This window comes from Gemmatimonadetes bacterium SCN 70-22 (assembly GCA_001724275.1).
Taxonomy (GTDB): domain Bacteria; phylum Gemmatimonadota; class Gemmatimonadetes; order Gemmatimonadales; family Gemmatimonadaceae; genus SCN-70-22.
On record MEDZ01000004.1, the window covers coordinates 153,170 to 169,661 of the forward strand.

Sequence of the window (16,492 nt, forward strand, 5' to 3'; positions counted from 1 at the left end):
CGTGGCCCGGCCTCAACCGCGCAAGGCCGTCGTCCTCCTGCCGAACGGATTCACGCTCGCGAACCTGTTCTTCGGGGTCTTCGCGATCGTCGCCGCCTCGCGCGGCGACTTCGAACGGGCCGTGTCGTACATCGTCTTCGGAGGCGTAGCCGACGCCCTCGACGGCCGCGTCGCGCGGGCGACGCGGACGGGCAGCCGCTTCGGCGAGGAGCTCGATTCGCTCGTCGACGCCATCTCGTTCGGCCTCGCGCCGACGATGATCATCTACTTCGCCGTCTTCAACCAGGCCGGGTGGGACTGGATCTTCTGCTTCCTGTTCACGATGTGCGCCGTCATCCGGCTGGCGCGCTTCAACGTGGAGCAGGCGGGGCGCAAGAAGACGCACTTCACCGGCCTCCCCTCCCCCGCGGCCGGCGGCACCCTCGCCACGTACTACTGGTTCTCGCAGACCGACCTGTACACGCAGACGATGATCGCCGACCTCCCGTGGCATCAGATGCTGCGCTTCATCATGCTCGGCCTGAGCTTCCTGATGATCAGCAACGTCCAGTACGCGGCGATGCCGACCATCGGGTACCGCAGCGTCAAGCAGATCCTCGGCTCGCTGCTGGTGGTCGGGACCGTGCTCGGGGTGATCTTCCTCCCCAAGCAGTTCTTCTTCCCGGCGGCGATGGCGTACGTCCTGTACGGCCTCGTGGCCACCGTCTTCATCGGCCTGCTCGACCGCCTGCCCGGCCACGACGCCGCGGAGGCGGACGGCGAGGACGAAGACGAAGTCGGGGGCGCGCTGGCCGAGCCGGAAGAAGTGGCGGCGGAGGGCGCCCCCGCGCTGGCCCGCCGCCGCCGCCGCCGGCGCCGCCATCATCGCGGCGACCGTCCGCTTCCACCGTCCGACTCACCGCCTCACTCCAACCCCACCGAGGACAACCGGGGATGACCCGCTACCGAGTTGCCGTCCATATCGTCCCGCGCCGCGGCATTCTTGACCCCCAGGGCAAGGCCGTGGCCGATGCCCTTCATGCCCTGGGCTTCACCGCGGTCGCCGACGTCCGCGTCGGCCGTCACCTCGTGCTCGAGCTCGAGGCCGAGAGCGCCGACGCCGCCGCCACGCGCGTGCGCGCCATGTGCGACCAGCTGCTGGCCAACCCGGTCACCGAGGACTACGAGCTCGCGGGAGTCACCCCCGCATGAAGTTCGGCGTCGTCACCTTTCCGGGTTCCAACTGCGACGATGACGCCTACCTCGCGGTGACCGAGGCGTTAGGCGCCACCGGCGTGCGCCTCTGGCACAAGGACCACGACCTCCAGGGCGTGGACGTCGTCATCCTTCCCGGCGGCTTCAGCTACGGCGACTACCTCCGCGCCGGGGCCATCGCCCGCTTCTCGCCGATCATGCGCGAGGTCATCGCCCACGCCAACCGCGGGGCGCCCGTGCTCGGCATCTGCAACGGCTTCCAGATCGCCTGCGAGGCGCAACTCCTGCCCGGCGCGCTCCTCCGCAACGCGTCGCTGAAGTTCGTGAGCGACACGGTCACCCTGCGCGTCGAGAACGCCACCACCGGCTTCACGCACCGCTATCGCGCGGGACAGCTCCTGCGCATCCCGGTGGCCCACGGCGACGGCCGGTACGTCATCGACGGCGACGGGCTCCGGGCGCTCGAGGATGCGGGCCAGGTCGTCTTCCGCTACGTCGATGCCGCCGGGCATGCCACCGGTGCCGCCAACCCGAATGGCGCCCTCGACAACATTGCCGGAATCGTCAGCGCGCGCGGTAACGTGCTCGGGATGATGCCGCATCCCGAGCGCGCCGTGAACCCGCTCCACGGCAGCACCGACGGCCTCGCGTTGTTCGAGAGCATGCTGGCCGCCGTCGCCGCGTGATCCCTTCCTCGCCACTCCTCCCCTTGCCCGCCTAGAGTCATGAACGAGCACAAGCCCTCGCGCACGGAAGACGAGTACTTCGTCAAGCAGGACGCCGAGTTGATCAAGGCGCAGCGCGCCCGCCTCGACGACGAGCGCGCGCACGCCGAGCGCCAGTCGCATTACATGAAGTGCCCCAAGTGCGGCAACGACCTCGTGGAGACCGAGTTCCACCACATCAAGATCGACCGTTGCAGCGAGTGCCATGGCGTCTGGTTCGATGCGGGCGAGGTCGAGATGATGGAGCACATCGACCAGAGTCAGCTCCGCTCGTTCGTGCGCGCCATGTTCGGGTTGAAGTGGTAATGGGCGCGACACCGCGTGCCGGCGACCCGGCAATCACCCCGGCGCTCGTCGCCGAGCACGGCCTCACCCCCGACGAGTACGAGCGCCTCGTGCGCCTGCTGGGGCGAACCCCCACGCACACCGAACTGGGCATCGTCAGCGCGCTCTGGAACGAGCACTGTTCGTACAAGCACTCCAAGCCGGTGCTGCGCACCCTCCCCACCGAGGCACCGTGGGTCCTCCAGGGGCCGGGCGAGAACGCCGGCGTGATCTCCGTGGGCGATGGGCTCGCGGTGGCGTTCAAGATCGAGTCGCACAACCACCCGTCGGCGGTCGAACCCTACCAGGGGGCAGCGACCGGTGTGGGCGGGATTCTCCGCGACGTCTTCACGATGGGCGCCCGCCCCATCGCCATGCTCAACTCCCTCCGTTTCGGATCGTTGGACTCGCCGCGCGTGCGCTGGCTCTTCGCCGGCGTGGTCAAGGGCATCGGCGACTACGGCAACTGCGTCGGCATCCCGACGGTGGCGGGTGAGGTGGTCTTCGACCCGGCGTACGAAGGGAACCCGCTGGTCAACGCGATGTGCGTCGGCCTGATGCGCGAGGACGAGCTCATCACGGCCCGGGCGGAGGGCGTCGGCAACCCGATCATCGCCGTCGGCGCCCGCACCGGACGCGACGGGATCCACGGCGCGTCGTTCGCGTCGGAGGACCTGACCGAGGCGAGCGAGGCCAAGCGTCCGCGCGTCCAAGTGGGCGATCCCTTCACCGAGAAGCTCCTCCTCGAGGCCTCGCTCGAGCTGATCCGCAGCGGGCACATCGTCGCCATCCAGGACATGGGAGCGGCCGGCCTCACCAGCTCCTCGGCCGAGATGGCGGCGCGCGGCGACGTTGGCGTCACCATCGACACCGCCAAGGTCCCGGTGCGTGAGCCGGGGATGACCCCGTACGAGATTCTGCTCTCGGAATCGCAGGAGCGCATGCTCGTCGTTGCCCGCATGGGGCACGAGGGCGACGTCAAGCGCATCCTCGAGAAGTGGGACCTCACGGCCGAGGTCATCGGCCAGGTGATCGCCGAGCCGGTCTACCGCGTCACGGAAGGCGAGCACGTCGTGGCCGAGTTCCCGGGTTCGAAGCTCGTGACCGAGTGCCCGGTCTACTACCCCGAGGCGCGCGAGGGCGAGGACGTCAAGGCGCTCCGCGCCCGCGACCCCCACATGGTCGCACCACGCCCGGAGGAGCAGGATCCGCTGTGGACGCTGGGGCGCTTGCTCACCAGCCCGACGATCGCCAGCAAGACCTGGGTGTACCGCCAGTACGACTCGACGGTGCGGGCCAGCACGATCGTCGGCCCCGGCCCGGCCGATGCCGCCGTGGTGCACCTGCACGGCACCAACAAGGCGATCGCGGCCAAGACCGACTGCAACGGCCGCTACGTCTATCTCGAGCCCCGCACCGGCGGGCGCATCGCGGTGGCCGAGTCCGCGCGCAACGTGGCCTGCACCGGCGCGCGTCCCATGGCCATCACCAACTGCCTCAACTTCGGCAACCCCAAGCGCCCCGAGGTCTTCCACCAGTTCAAGGAGGCGGTGGCCGGGATGGGCGAGGCCTGCCGCACGTTAGGCACGCCGGTCACCGGCGGCAACGTCTCGTTCTACAACGAGAGCCCGATCTCGGTGGTCTTCCCCACGCCCACCATCGGCATGGTCGGCCTCATCGACGACGTCCGCTGGGTCACCCGCGCCCCCTTCCGGAACGACGGGGACGCCATCGTCCTCCTCGGCGACTTCACCGACGAGCTGGGCGCGAGCGAGTACCTCGCTCGCATCCATGACCTCACCATCGGTGCCCCACCCCGTTGCGACCTCGACGGCGAGAAGAGGCTGATCGACACGCTCCTCGAGTGCATCCAGGGCGGGCTGGTGTCGTCGGCCCACGATTGCTCGGAGGGCGGATTCGCCGTGGCCCTGGCCGAATGCGCGATGATGGAACGCGACGCCGCCGTCGGTGTCGACGTCGACCTCACCCCGTGGGCACACCTCCCCGAGCGGGCTGTCCTCTTCGGCGAGGCGCAGGGACGGATCATCGTCTCGACCGGCGCTCCCGCCGACGTCGTGGCCGCCGCCGGGCGGCATGGCGTCCCGGCCCACGTCCTCGGGCGCGTGGGGGCGCGCGACGGCACCTTCCGGATGCGCCTGGGGAGTGGCGTGGCGGCGACACCCGTCGCCACCCTCGCCGACGCCTATCACGAGGCGATCCCGCGCATCATGACGCGCGTGGCCACCGCCACCATCGAGTCGCACGAAGGGTCGCAGGAGAGCTGAACCATGTGTGGCATATTCGGAGTGTTCGGCACGGACCAGGCAGCGGCCATCACGCACCTGGGGCTCTACTCCTTGCAGCATCGCGGGCAGGAGTCGGCGGGAATCGTCGCGATCGATCGCGATTCCGTCGCTCGCGGGACACGCAAGATGGGACTGGTGAGCGAGGGGCTGTCGGCGCGCGAGCTGGAGGGGCTCCCCGGCTCCATCGCGATCGGGCACACGCGCTACAGCACCGCCGGCTCGTCGTCGATCGAGAACGCACAACCAATGCTCGCCCGGTTCAAGGGTGGGCATATCGCCCTCGCTCACAACGGCAACCTCACCAATGCCCTCGAACTTCGGCAGAAGCTCGAGGATTCGGGATCGATCTTCGCCAGCACGATGGACTCCGAGGTCATCGTGCACCGCCTGGCCCGGGCGACCGAGGCACTCCCCGAATACATGCTCGCCGAGGCGCTCACCGGCGTCGAGGGCGCGTACTGTCTCGTCGTCGTGATCGGCGAGACGCTCCTGGCCGCCCGGGACCCGCGGGGGTGGCGTCCCCTGGTCATTGGCTCGCTGGGAGATGGCTATGTCTTCGCCTCCGAGACCTGCGCCCTCGACATCGTCGGCGCCTCGCTCATCCGCGAGGTGCAGCCCGGCGAGATCATTGCCGTCGACCGCGACGGGATGCGAGCCTTCCAGGCCTCCCCCATCCGCCAGCTGTATCGCTGCGTGTTCGAGCACGTCTACTTCGCGCGCCCCGACTCGTACGTCTTCGGCGGCTCGGTGGACCGCGCGCGGCGCGCCCTGGGGCGGCAGCTGGCCAAGGAGCGGCCGGCCCCCTCGGCCGACCTCGTCTTCGCCGTCCCCGACTCGTCCAACGCGGCCGCCCTGGGATTCGCGGAGCAATCGGGGCTCCCGCTCGAGCTGGCGCTCATTCGCAACCACTACGTCGGGCGGACCTTCATCCAGCCCACGCAGACGGGGCGTGATGCCAAGGTGAAGATCAAGTACAACCCGGTGCGCGAAGTGCTGGCTGGCAAGAGCGTGGTCATGGTCGACGATTCCATCGTGCGCGGCACCACCACCAAGGGGCTGGTGGCCCTCGTGCGCGGGGCGGGTGCCCGGGAGGTGCACATGCGCGTCTCGTCGCCCCCCGTCACCGGCCCCTGCTACTACGGCATCGACACTCCCAGCCGGGAGGAACTGATCGCGGCCAATCACTCCGTCGACGAGATCGCGGCGCTCATCGGCGTCGACTCGCTCGGCTACCTGTCGCTCGACGGGATGCTCAACTCCGTCCCCGGAGGTCCCTCGGGCTTCTGCCACGCATGCTTTTCGGGGGAGTACCCGACACCCGCGCCGTCGACCCCGATCAAGCTTCGCTACGGCTCGCGGGAGCCGATCTCGGACTAGCCTCCCGCGAGCCTCCTCCCAACGACACGACGCCCCATGATGGACTCCGCACGCCAGGTCTACTTCTTCGGCAACGGCAAGGCCGACGGCACGCGCGACATGAAGGCGGTGCTGGGAGGCAAGGGGGCGAACCTCGCCGAGATGACGAACCTCGGCGTCCCCGTCCCGCCGGGCTTCACCATCGCGTGCCGTACCTGCCTCGATTACCTGGCCACCGGGACGCGGCCGCTGGGGCTCGCCGAGGAGGTAGCCTCCAACCTCGAACGCCTCGAGGCGGTGGCCGGGCGCGGCCTCGGCGATCCCCGCAACCCATTGTTGGTCTCCGTGCGGTCGGGGGGCCCCATTTCGATGCCGGGGATGATGGAGACCATCCTCAACCTGGGGCTGAACGATCGCACCGTGCAGGGGCTGGCGCAGCAGAGCGGCAATGCACGATTCGCCTTCGACTCGTATCGCCGCTTCCTCCAGATGTACGGCGACGTCGTCCTCGGGGTCCCCATCCACGACTTCGAGCACCTCCTGATGGCCAAGCGCCTGATGACCGGCGCCCAGAACGACGCCGAGCTCGACGAAGGCTCGCTGCGGAACCTCGTGGAGGAGTACAAGGCGCTCGTCCGCAACACCACCGGGCGCGAGTTCCCGATGGACGTACACGAGCAGCTGTGGGGGGCGATCGAGGCCGTCTGGAAGTCGTGGACGCTCAAGAAGGCGGTCGACTATCGGCGCGTGAACGCCATCTCCGAGACGCTGGGGACGGCGGTCAACATCGTCGCCATGGTGTACGGCAACATGGGGGAGGATTCCGGGACCGGCGTCGCGTTCACCCGCGACCCGTCCACCGGGGAGCGGAGGTTCTACGGCGAGTTCCTCGTCAACGCCCAGGGGGAGGACGTCGTGGCCGGCATCCGCACTCCGCTGCACATCGACGAGATGGCGGAGAAGCTGCCCGGCGCCTATGGAGAGCTGCTCCGCGTGCAGGAGCTGCTCGAGCGGCACTTTCGCGACATGCAGGACCTGGAGTTCACGGTCGAACGTGGGACGCTCTACCTCCTGCAGACGCGGACCGGCAAGCGCACGGCGGCGGCGGCGATTCGCATCGCCGGCGAGATGGTGGCCGAGGGGCTCATCTCCGAGCGAGAGGCGCTGCAGCGCGTGAACCCGTCGCACCTCGACCAGCTCCTCCACCCCGTCATCGACCCGGCCGCGCACGCCAGGCCGATCGCCACCGGCCTCCCCGCCAGTCCCGGCGCCGCGGCGGGGATGGCGGTCTTCGATCCCGACGTCGCCGAGCAGCGGGCGGCCGCGGGACAGGCGGTGATCCTCGTCCGCGACGAGACCACCCCCGAGGATTTCCACGGCATCGTGGCGGCGCGCGCCGTCCTCACGTCGCGCGGCGGGATGACGAGCCACGCCGCCGTCGTCGCCCGCGGCATGGGCAAGTGTGCGGTCGTCGGCTGCAAGGAGATCGCCGTCGACGTGCGGAACCGGCAGTTCACGGTGGACGGGACCGTGATCGGCGAGGGCGATTGGATCACACTCGATGGCGGGACCGGGCGCGTCTTCTCCGGCGACCTCCCGACGATCCCCTCGGAGGTGGTCCGGGTGACGTCGGGTCAACTCTCGGCGATCGCCGCCCCGCTGTACCAGTCCTATGCACGCCTGCTGGGGTGGGCCGACGAGAGCCGGCGGCTTCGCGTGCGCGCCAATGCGGACACGCCGCGCGATGCGCGAACGGCACGCGGCTTCGGCGCCGAAGGGATCGGCCTGTGCCGCACCGAGCACATGTTCTTCGAGGGCGACCGCATCAACGCCATGCGCGAGATGATCGTCGCCCGCGATGAAGGCGGGCGCCGGCGCGCGCTCGCCAAGCTCCTTCCAATGCAGCGCGCCGACTTCGAGGCGATCTTCGAGGCGATGAGCGGCTTCCCCGTCAACATCCGCCTCCTCGACCCCCCGCTGCACGAGTTCCTCCCCCACGGCGGCGAAGAGTCGAAGCTCCTGGCCCGCCAGCTCAAGCTGACCCGTCAGGAGCTGATGCGGATCGTGGAGGGGCTGCGCGAAACCAACCCGATGCTGGGGCACCGAGGGTGCCGCCTGGGGATCACGTACCCCGAGATCACCGAGATGCAGGGGCGCGCCATCTTCGAGGCGGCGGTCAGGGCCAAGCGGCGTGGCATCGACGTCCACGTCGAGATCATGATCCCCCTGGTGGCGACGGTGAAGGAGTTCGTGCACCAACGAGCCATCCTCGAGGACTGCCATGCGCACGTCGTGCGCGCCATGGGCGAGGACATCGACTACCAGATCGGGACGATGATCGAGCTCCCGCGGGCCGCCCTCACCGCCGGGGAGATCGCCGAAAGCGCCGAGTTCTTCTCGTTCGGCACCAACGACCTCACGCAGACGACGCTCGGCATGAGCCGCGACGACGCCGGACGCTTCCTCCCCGCATACGTCGAGCGCGGAATCCTCCCGGATGACCCCTTCCAGGTTCTCGACATCACGGGCGTCGGCAAGCTGATCCAGATGGCGGTGCGCGACGGGCGTGCCTCGCGCCCCAAGCTCAAGGCCGGCATCTGCGGCGAGCATGGCGGCGAGCCCCGCTCGGTCGCCTTCTGCCACGAGGCCGGCCTCGATTACGTGTCGTGCTCGCCGTTCCGCGTCCCCATCGCCCGGCTGGCGGCAGCACAGGCGGCGACGACCGGTTGACCGGGCGGCACGGAAAGGCCCTGAGGCCGGCGCGGCTCAGGGCGGAGGCGCCGCCCCCAGTGCCCCCTCGAGCGACGATATAAGGCGTTCCACCGGCTCCAGCCCGACGTGCAGGCGAATGAGGGTCCCTCCCTCCCAGGGGCGGACGCGTCGCGCCTGGTGGGATGTCCCGTTCGGCAGCACCCCGGGCATCACGAGTGATTCGTACCCTCCCCAGGAATAGCCCAGCCCGAACGCCCCGCTGCGCGCGAGGGCGTCGACCACGGGGGCGGCGTCGTGCGGCGTGGCCGGCCCCCCCGACGGCGTGAGGAGCTCGAACGACAGGAGCCCGTTGCTCCCCCTGAAGTCGCGCTTCCACAAGTCGTGTCCGCGACTGGCGGGGAGCGCCGGGTGGAGGAGCGCTCCAACGCGAGGATGCGCGTCGAGCCACGCCGCCACAGCGAGCGCGCTCTCGGCATGCTGGCGAAGCCGAACGTCGACCGTGCGCGCCCCCCGCAGGGCGAGCGCGGCATCCTCCGCGTTGGTACAGGCACCGAGGTCGAACGCCGCCCCCCGTACCATCCGCCAGCTGCGCGCGTTGGCGACCACCGCCCCCAGCAGGAGGTCCGCGTGCCCGCCCCAGTACTTGGTCATGGGGACGATCGAGATATCGACGCCCATCGCCAGCGGGGTGAGCAACCCCGGCGACCCCCAGGCGTTGTCGATCAGGGTGAAGATCGCCTCGCCGCGCTCTCGCTCCGTCCGCTTCGCGGCGGCGACGATCGCGGGGACGTCCTGCACCTCGAAGGTGAAGCTCCCCGGACTCTCCATGAAGATCGCCCGGGTGTTGGCCCGCAGTCGGTGCGCGATCGCGCCGCCGGTCAGGGGATCGTAGTACTCCGTCTCCACGCCGAACCGCTCCAGGATCCCGTCACACAGCGCGCGAGTGGGGCCGTAGCACGAGTCGGCCATCAGGAGGTGGTCGCCTTGCCGCAGCACCGCCAACAGTGCGAGCGCCACCGCGCCCAGCCCCGACGGGGCGAAGGCGACCCCATCGCCTCCCTCCCGCTCGCGCAGCAGATCGGCCAGCGCCGCCGTGGTCGGGGTCCCGAACGTCGCGTAGAGGCTCGCGTCACCGCCGCCCGAGGCCATCGCGCGCTGCACACGGAGCAGGTGCGCCAGATCGTCGAAGAGGACCGTGGACGCGCGATGGAGCGGCGTGGCCGGCGTGCGGAATCGCCCGAGATTCATGGCGCGGACCGAGTCAGCAGGGTGGAAATAGCGGAAGACCCCAACCGCGAGCGGTCGGGGTCTTCCGGAGTGGAGGCGCGGGGAGTCGAACCCCGGTCCGAGATAAGATCAACCACAGCATCTACGTGCGTAGCTCACCGATTGGGGTCTGCAGCCACTGGCCGGTGAGCGGCCCATTGCTGCACGAGCCTCCTTGGAGTTTCGCCCGGCGCCAAGAGGCGCGACGCCGGACTATCCCGATATTGCGATACTCCGGACGCCGCCTCGGGCGGGCTTCATCAGGAGCAACGCCTGCAGCAACTCCTAGGAGTTACGCGGCGAGGGCCAGTTCAGTGTTGGCAGTTGTGATTTTGCCGAGTGTTTTACCAGCGCTCAGCAGCTGGGCACGCAGCCACGGCGTCACCGACCCCGTCGAATCCAGGTCGCCCCCATGGACTACCAGATGAAGGCTAACGGCTTCGCCACCCCACGTCAATCGGCACCTGAAGAGTCGCTCGAAGTGACGTACGCAACACGTTGACCATGAATCACTTGACAATCCATGGCGCGAGACTACTTCCGGCACGGGTTCAGGGGCGATCAGGTGCCGTCTCCCCCTCCCCGCCCCCAGGCGTGCGTGATGCGAGACGCCGCGACGGCGGCTCCGAAACCGTTGTCGATGTTCACCACCGTGACCCCGGCCGCGCACGAGTTGAGCGCCGTCAGCAGGGGGGCAACCCCCCCGAGCGCCGCTCCGTAGCCGATGCTCGTCGGGACGGCGATGACCGGACACTTCACCAGCCCCCCAACTACCGATGGGAGCGCCCCGTCCATTCCCGCCACCACGATGATCACGCTCGCCTGGCGGAGCTCTTCGCCACGGGCCAAGAGGCGATGAATTCCCGCCACGCCGACATCCGTGAGTCGCGTGACGGTGTTCCCCATCGCCAACGCGGTCTCGGCCGCCTCCTCGGCGACCGGAAGGTCGCTCGTCCCCGCCGTCACGATGAGGATGGTGCCGCTGCCAGCGGGCGGTGGAGCACCCGCGGGGAGGCGGACGGTCCGGGCGAGCGAATTCACGAGGGCCGAGGGGAAATGCTCTACCAGCGCCGAGCACACCGCCTCGCTGGCGCGCGTCACGAGGAAGCCGTCGCCGCGCTCCGCCAGTCGCTCGCAAATGGCCACCACCTGCTCCGCGGTCTTCCCGCTCCCGAATACGACCTCGGGAAAGCCCTGCCGCAGGGCGCGGTGATGGTCGATGGTCGCGAAGCCGAGCGATTCGTACGGCTCCAGCGCCAGGCGTTCGAGCGCGGCCGACGGCGCGATGTCGCCGCTGGCTACCTGCGCCAGGATGTCGAGGATCCGGTGTGCGCTCACGCGTCGGCGGGCTCCAGCACGGCTCCTTCGCCCACTGCAGCGTTCGAAGGCACGCCGGCCTCGTCGCGCCAGCGGAGGTAGTCGGCGAAGATCCCCTCCACCTCCGCGAACGAATTGACGGCGTGGAGGCGCTTGCGCAGGTCGGCTGAGTTGGGAAGCCCCTTCACATACCACCCCAGGTGCTTGCGGAACTCGACGGCCGCCCCCTCCGGGTCCACTTCGTACTCCTGGACCATGCGCGCGTGCTGCAGGGCGATGGCGAACCGCTCCTCCACCTCCGGCGTGGGCGGCATCTCACGCCCCTCCAGGAGCGCCCGCGCCTGGTCGAAGATCCACGGCTGCCCGAACGACCCGCGCGCGATCATCACCCCATCGCACCCCGTCTCGCGCCGCATGCGCAGGGCGTCGTGCGCCGACCTGATGTCGCCGTTCCCGACGACCGGGATGTCGAGCGCCTCCTTGACCCGGGCGATCTCGCTCCAGTTGGCACTCCCCGTGTACATCTGCGTGCGGGTACGGGGGTGAATGGCGAGGGCGCGTGCCCCTGCCGCCTGGCAGGCGAGCCCGATCTTCACCGGGTCGCGCATCTCCTCGCTCCACCCCGACCGGATCTTCACCGTCACCGGGAGGTGCGTCCCCGCGATGACCGCGCGAATCACCGATTGCACGAGCCCCAGGTCCCTCAGGCACCCGGAGCCACCATTGCGCCGCACCACCTTCTTGACCGGACACCCGAAGTTGATGTCGATGTACTCGGGTTGGAAGACGTCGGTGACCAACGCCGCCGCCTCGCGCATCGCGTCCGGCTCGGCGCCGAAGATCTGGACGCCGATGGTCCGCTCGTCGGCCCCGAAGCGCAGCTTCGAGAGCGTCGCCTGGTTTTCGCGCCGGATTCCCTCCGCCGAGAGGAACTCGGTCACGACGACGTCGGCACCGTACCGGCGGCACAGGCGCCGGAACGGCGACTCGGAGACGCCGGCCATGGGGGCCAGGAAGAGCGGGACCGCGTGTGCAACGGGGAATGGAAACGCCATGAATCGGAAGCTAATCCCACCCGGAAAGTGATTCAACATGAAGCTTTGACACGACTTGCGACGCAGCATAACTTGCGCGGTCTTCCGGGCGGGGGCGCCGCAGCCCTCGCGCACGTCGCGTCGCATGGATCGCGGCGCATCAGGGCACGCGTACGTTCGAGGGTTCGATGGAACTGCGAGAGTTCTTCTCCGAAGACGCAATCAAGCTGGAGCTTGACGGGACCACCAAGGATGAGATCCTGAAGGAGCTCATCGCCCTGCTCAAGCTCGACGAAAAGTCGGAGGGGATGCTCTTCAAGATGCTCAAGCGCCGCGAGAACCTCGGCTCCACCGGGATCGGGCGCAACATCGCCATTCCCCACTGCCGCTCCCTGGTGGTCAACAAGCTGCGGGTGGCCTTCGGACGCAAGGCGGATGGGCTGGATTTCAAGGCCATCGACGAGAAGCCCGTGAAGTTCTTCTTCCTCATCGTCGCGCCGCCGCTCGAGGTGTCGAACCAGTACCTCCCGGTGCTCGGCAAGATCGCCCAGTTCAGCAAGGAGACGGACGTTCCGGATCGCCTTCTCGCCATCGGGAGCCCGGCGGAGTTCATGGCGCTGCTCGAGGAGAAGGGGGTCTGATCCGTCGGCGCGCCGGCGGCTGATGGCGCGATGCGCGATGCACGATTCGCGAAGACGCGGAGGGGCGACCAGCACGGTCGCCCCTCTCTTGCTTCGCCACTCGATCGGTCGCCGCGCGCTTCTCCAAGCGACGGGCGTCCAGAACGGGACGTTCGCCTAGCCGGGTGCCCCCGGGGTGGACTGTTCCCGGATCGCGGACATGCGTGGCTGCGCCCGCTCACGCATCGACTCGCACGGATCGGGGACTTCCCCCACCAGGGTTCGCCGGATGATGTAGAAGATCACCCCGACGACGGCACCGACCCGCCCGCAGGCCCACGCCACGCCGAAGGCAAGCGGCCACGACGGCCCGGCACCGCCGGGGGAGCCCGACGTGGCGACGAGCTCACCAGGGAGGAAGGTGACGACGCCCAGCGTCGCGCCGATGAGCGTGCCACACGCCATGAACTTGGCGCCGCGAAGAACGATGCGAGTATTGGGTGACATCGCGACCACGATATCGTCCAGTCGGCGAGCCGTCGAGAGTAATCCCGCCCGAAAGGGCGGGATCAATCCTGCAGCGCCGATGCGTCGATCACCCTCGCGCCGTGTCGTCGACCGCCACGCGCGCGATCGGTCGCCCGAGGTGCGTGTGCACGCGCCAGCCTAACGCGGTCGCGGCGACGACCAGCGCGATGACCAGGCCCCACCACATCCCGACGGCCCCGAGCTTCATCGAGAAGCAGAGCCATGCCCCGAGCGGGAGGCCGATGACCGCGTACGCGAGCACGTTGGCGAGCATCGGGACGTGCGTGTCGCCGGCCCCACGCAGGATCCCGCTCGACACCCCCTGGATGCCGTCGAAGACCTGAAAGATCCCGGCGATCGGGATGAGCGATGCGGCAACCGCCGCGACCGCCGCATCGGTCGTGAAGAGGCGCGCCAGCTGCTCGGGGAGGGAGAGGAGGACGACGGCCGAACACGCCATGAAGCCCACCCCCATGGCCAGGGCAGCGCTCGCCTCGCGACGCGCGCCGTCGAGGTCGCCGCGCCCGATCGCACGCCCCACCAGGACGGAGGCGGCGGCATTGATCCCCAGGGGGACCATGTAGGTGAGCGCGGCCAGGCTGATGGTGATCTCGTGCCCCGCCAGCGGCACGGTGCCAAGGAGGCCGATGAGCGCCAGTGCGCCGCCGAAGGCGACGATCTCGAAGAACTGGTGCACGCCGATCGGAAGCCCGATGCGCAGCATGCGTCCGAGCGGCGCCCACCGCACGGCGTCGGCGCGCCACGGCACCAGCGTGTGGCGCATCGCTCGCCATCCCATGGCGACGAGTGCCCCCGTCATGACGTACCGGCCGATGGCCGTGGAGATGGACGCACCCACGGCGCCGAGCGGGGGCGCCCCCAGGTTCCCGTAGATGAAGATCCAGTTGAGCAGGACGTTGGCCGCGTTCCCGATGACGACCGCCGCCACGATGGGGCGCGTGACGTGGAAGGCCTGCAGGCTCTGGCGGAAGAGGACGAAGACGAAGAAGGGGAGCGTTGCCGGGATCTGGATGCGCACGTACGCCGCGGCGATGGGGACGACGTCGGCCGGCTGCCCCAGGAGGCGCAGGACGTGCTCGGTGGGGAGGATGCAGGCGATGGACGCCACGGTCACGCCCATCGCCAGGAGCAATCCGCGCTGCACCCCCAGGGCGGCGTCGCCCGCGTCTCCCGCCCCCACCGCCTGCGCCACCACCGGGTCGACGGCCATCACGATCCCCGCGCCGAAGAGGGAGATCGTGATCCACCAGAAGTTGCCTAACGCGACCGCCGCCAGGTCGGTGGCCGATACCCGTCCCACCATGGCCGCGTCGACCACGCCCATGAGCATGAGCCCCACCTGTACCGTCACGATGGGCGCTGCCAGGCGCGCGACGTCGCGCAGCTCATGCCGCGTGGGGATGCGCAGCGTCCCGGAGCCGGCCGCGCGCGTCGCGCTCACGTCCCCCTCCCCGCCTCACACGCGCCACACGCAGCGGGGCGCCTGCAAGGCGCCCCGCTGCACTCCCGTCCCCCGTCTCCCGTCTCCCGTCTCATCCTCCTACTCCCACTCGATCGTCGCCGGGGGCTTCGAGCTCACGTCGTATACGACGCGGTTCACCCCCTTCACCTCATTGATGATGCGCGAAGAGACGCGGGAGAGGACATCGTACGGGAAGGGATACCAGTCGGCCGTCATCCCGTCGGTGCTCGTCACGGCGCGGAGGGCGACGACGTTCTCGTAGGTGCGATAGTCGCCCATCACGCCGACCGACCGCACCGGAAGCAGGACGGCGAAGGCCTGCCAGATGTCGTTGTACAGCCCCGCGGCGCGAATCTCCTCGAGGTAGATGGCGTCGGCCTTCTGCAGCACGGCGACCTTGTCCGCGCTCACGTCGCCCAGCACGCGAATGGCCAGCCCCGGCCCCGGGAAGGGGTGTCGCCCCACCATCTCCTCGGGGAGCCCCAGCTCGCGCCCCACGTTGCGCACCTCGTCCTTGAACAGCTCGCGCAACGGCTCGATCAGCTTGAACTTCATCTCGGGCTTCAGCCCGCCCACGTTGTGGTGCGTCTTGATCGTGGCACTGGGCCCCCCGGTGGCGCTGACGCTCTCGATCACGTCGGGGTAGAGCGTCCCCTGCACCAGGAACTCGGCGTCCTTCCCCGCCTCGGCGGCGGCGTCCTCGAAGACGTCGATGAACGTGTGACCGATGATCTTCCGCTTCTTCTCGGGCTCTGCCTCGCCGGCGAGCGCCGAGAGGAAGCGGTCCTCGGCCCGTACCGTGACCAGCGTGATGCCGAGGTGCGCCTTGAAGGTGCGCTCCACCTGTTCACGCTCGTGGAGCCGCAGGAGCCCCGTGTCCACGAAGATGCAGGTGAGCTGGTCGCCGATGGCCTTGTGCACGAGCGCGGCGGCCACCGACGAATCCACCCCCCCCGAGAGCCCGCAGATGACGTGCTTGTCGCCCACGAGGGCGCGGATCTTCGCGACCTCGTCGTCGATGAAGTGCCCCGGCGTCCACCCCGGCTCGCAGCGGCACACCTCGAAGAGGAAGTTCGCGATGATGTCCGCGCCGCGCACCGTGTGGTGCACCTCGGCGTGGAACTGGATCGCGTGGATCGGCCGGGACTCGTGGCGCATGGCCACGACCGGGTTGTCGGCGCTGGACGCCGTGAGGACGAAGCCCGGCGGCACCTCCTCGACGTGGTCGCCGTGGCTCATCCAGACCTGCGATCGCTCCCCCGGCTCGAATCCCGCAAAGAGGGCGGCGTTCTCGCGCACCGTGATCTCGGCGCGCCCGTACTCACGCCTCCCCCCCCCGGCGATACGGCCGCCAGATGCAAGGGCGATCCACTGCATCCCGTAGCAGACACCGAGGACCGGCGCGACGTCGAGGATGCCGGGGTCGAAGGTGGGAGCCCCGGCGTCGGTCACCGACGACGGCCCCCCGGACAGGATGATCCCGGTCGGGTTCCACGCCCTGATCCAGGCGAGGTCGCGGGTGGGCGGGTGGATCTCCGAGTAGACGCGCGCCTCGCGCACCCGCCGCGCGATGAGCTGCGTGAACTGCGATCCGCAATCGAGGATGAGGATGCGGCTCCCCATGTTG

The 16,492-nt window shown here is 69.4% G+C and carries 14 protein-coding genes and 1 other RNA gene; 8 read left to right on the forward strand and 7 right to left on the reverse strand.

The genetic code is table 11. The annotated features are described in order from the left end of the window. Position 1: 1 nt before the first annotated feature. From ABS52_03680 to ABS52_03710, 7 genes are read left to right on the forward strand one after another with little or no spacing between them, the layout of a single operon-like run. Positions 2 to 937, forward strand: coding sequence for a CDP-diacylglycerol--serine O-phosphatidyltransferase (locus ABS52_03680; GenBank protein ODT04701.1), 936 nt, complete (start codon positions 2 to 4; stop codon positions 935 to 937). After that, positions 934 to 1,191, forward strand: a complete 258-nt coding sequence (locus ABS52_03685; protein ID ODT04702.1) for a phosphoribosylformylglycinamidine synthase — start codon at positions 934 to 936, stop codon at positions 1,189 to 1,191. Before ABS52_03680 ends, ABS52_03685 begins: the two co-directional genes overlap by 4 nt. After that, positions 1,188 to 1,880, forward strand: coding sequence for a phosphoribosylformylglycinamidine synthase I (locus tag ABS52_03690; GenBank protein ODT04703.1), 693 nt, complete (start codon positions 1,188 to 1,190; stop codon positions 1,878 to 1,880). The genes ABS52_03685 and ABS52_03690 overlap by 4 nt, the downstream gene beginning before the upstream one ends. Before the next feature lie 39 nt (positions 1,881 to 1,919). Then, the gene (locus ABS52_03695; protein ODT04704.1) at positions 1,920 to 2,225 is read left to right on the forward strand and encodes a hypothetical protein; all 306 of its coding nucleotides are present in this window, start codon (positions 1,920 to 1,922) and stop codon (positions 2,223 to 2,225) included. After that, positions 2,225 to 4,528, forward strand: coding sequence for a phosphoribosylformylglycinamidine synthase II (locus tag ABS52_03700; protein ID ODT04705.1), 2,304 nt, complete (start codon positions 2,225 to 2,227; stop codon positions 4,526 to 4,528). Before ABS52_03695 ends, ABS52_03700 begins: the two co-directional genes overlap by 1 nt. A gap of 3 nt (positions 4,529 to 4,531) precedes the next feature. Beyond that, positions 4,532 to 5,926: an amidophosphoribosyltransferase gene (locus tag ABS52_03705; GenBank protein ID ODT04706.1), complete on the forward strand. Its 1,395-nt coding sequence runs from the start codon at positions 4,532 to 4,534 to the stop codon at positions 5,924 to 5,926. A 39-nt stretch (positions 5,927 to 5,965) separates the two neighbouring features. Continuing rightward, positions 5,966 to 8,635, forward strand: a complete 2,670-nt coding sequence (locus tag ABS52_03710) for a pyruvate, phosphate dikinase (protein ID ODT04823.1) — start codon at positions 5,966 to 5,968, stop codon at positions 8,633 to 8,635. A gap of 36 nt (positions 8,636 to 8,671) precedes the next feature. On the opposite strand, the gene ABS52_03715 is transcribed toward ABS52_03710, so the two are convergent. The 4 genes from ABS52_03715 to ABS52_03730 form a co-directional block, all read right to left on the reverse strand. Then, positions 8,672 to 9,865, reverse strand: coding sequence for a cystathionine beta-lyase (locus tag ABS52_03715; GenBank protein ODT04707.1), 1,194 nt, complete (start codon positions 9,863 to 9,865; stop codon positions 8,672 to 8,674). 67 nt (positions 9,866 to 9,932) lie between these two features. After that, positions 9,933 to 10,295: a transfer-messenger RNA gene (gene ssrA, locus ABS52_03720) on the reverse strand. A gap of 149 nt (positions 10,296 to 10,444) precedes the next feature. Beyond that, positions 10,445 to 11,221, reverse strand: coding sequence for a 1-(5-phosphoribosyl)-5-amino-4-imidazole-carboxylate carboxylase (locus tag ABS52_03725; protein ODT04708.1), 777 nt, complete (start codon positions 11,219 to 11,221; stop codon positions 10,445 to 10,447). Further along, positions 11,218 to 12,255, reverse strand: coding sequence for a tRNA dihydrouridine synthase DusB (locus ABS52_03730; protein ID ODT04709.1), 1,038 nt, complete (start codon positions 12,253 to 12,255; stop codon positions 11,218 to 11,220). Before ABS52_03730 ends, ABS52_03725 begins: the two co-directional genes overlap by 4 nt. Before the next feature lie 167 nt (positions 12,256 to 12,422). Here ABS52_03730 and ABS52_03735 point away from each other — a divergent pair, with 167 nt between their 5' ends. Continuing rightward, on the forward strand, positions 12,423 to 12,875 hold the full coding sequence (locus ABS52_03735) for a hypothetical protein (GenBank protein ID ODT04710.1): 453 nt from the start codon (positions 12,423 to 12,425) through the stop codon (positions 12,873 to 12,875). 156 nt (positions 12,876 to 13,031) lie between these two features. Here the strand turns inward: ABS52_03735 and ABS52_03740 are convergent, their stop codons facing one another. The 3 genes from ABS52_03740 to ABS52_03750 all read right to left on the reverse strand — a co-directional run bounded on the left by ABS52_03740 (position 13,032) and on the right by ABS52_03750 (position 16,488). Continuing rightward, positions 13,032 to 13,319 (reverse strand): hypothetical protein, encoded by a 288-nt coding sequence (locus ABS52_03740; protein ODT04711.1) that lies wholly within the window; start codon positions 13,317 to 13,319, stop codon positions 13,032 to 13,034. Between the two features lie 130 nt (positions 13,320 to 13,449). Continuing rightward, complete coding sequence (locus tag ABS52_03745) at positions 13,450 to 14,844, reverse strand: hypothetical protein (protein ODT04712.1); 1,395 nt, start codon at positions 14,842 to 14,844, stop codon at positions 13,450 to 13,452. Between the two features lie 99 nt (positions 14,845 to 14,943). Next, positions 14,944 to 16,488 (reverse strand): glutamine-hydrolyzing GMP synthase, encoded by a 1,545-nt coding sequence (locus ABS52_03750; protein ID ODT04824.1) that lies wholly within the window; start codon positions 16,486 to 16,488, stop codon positions 14,944 to 14,946. Positions 16,489 to 16,492 lie beyond the last annotated feature (4 nt).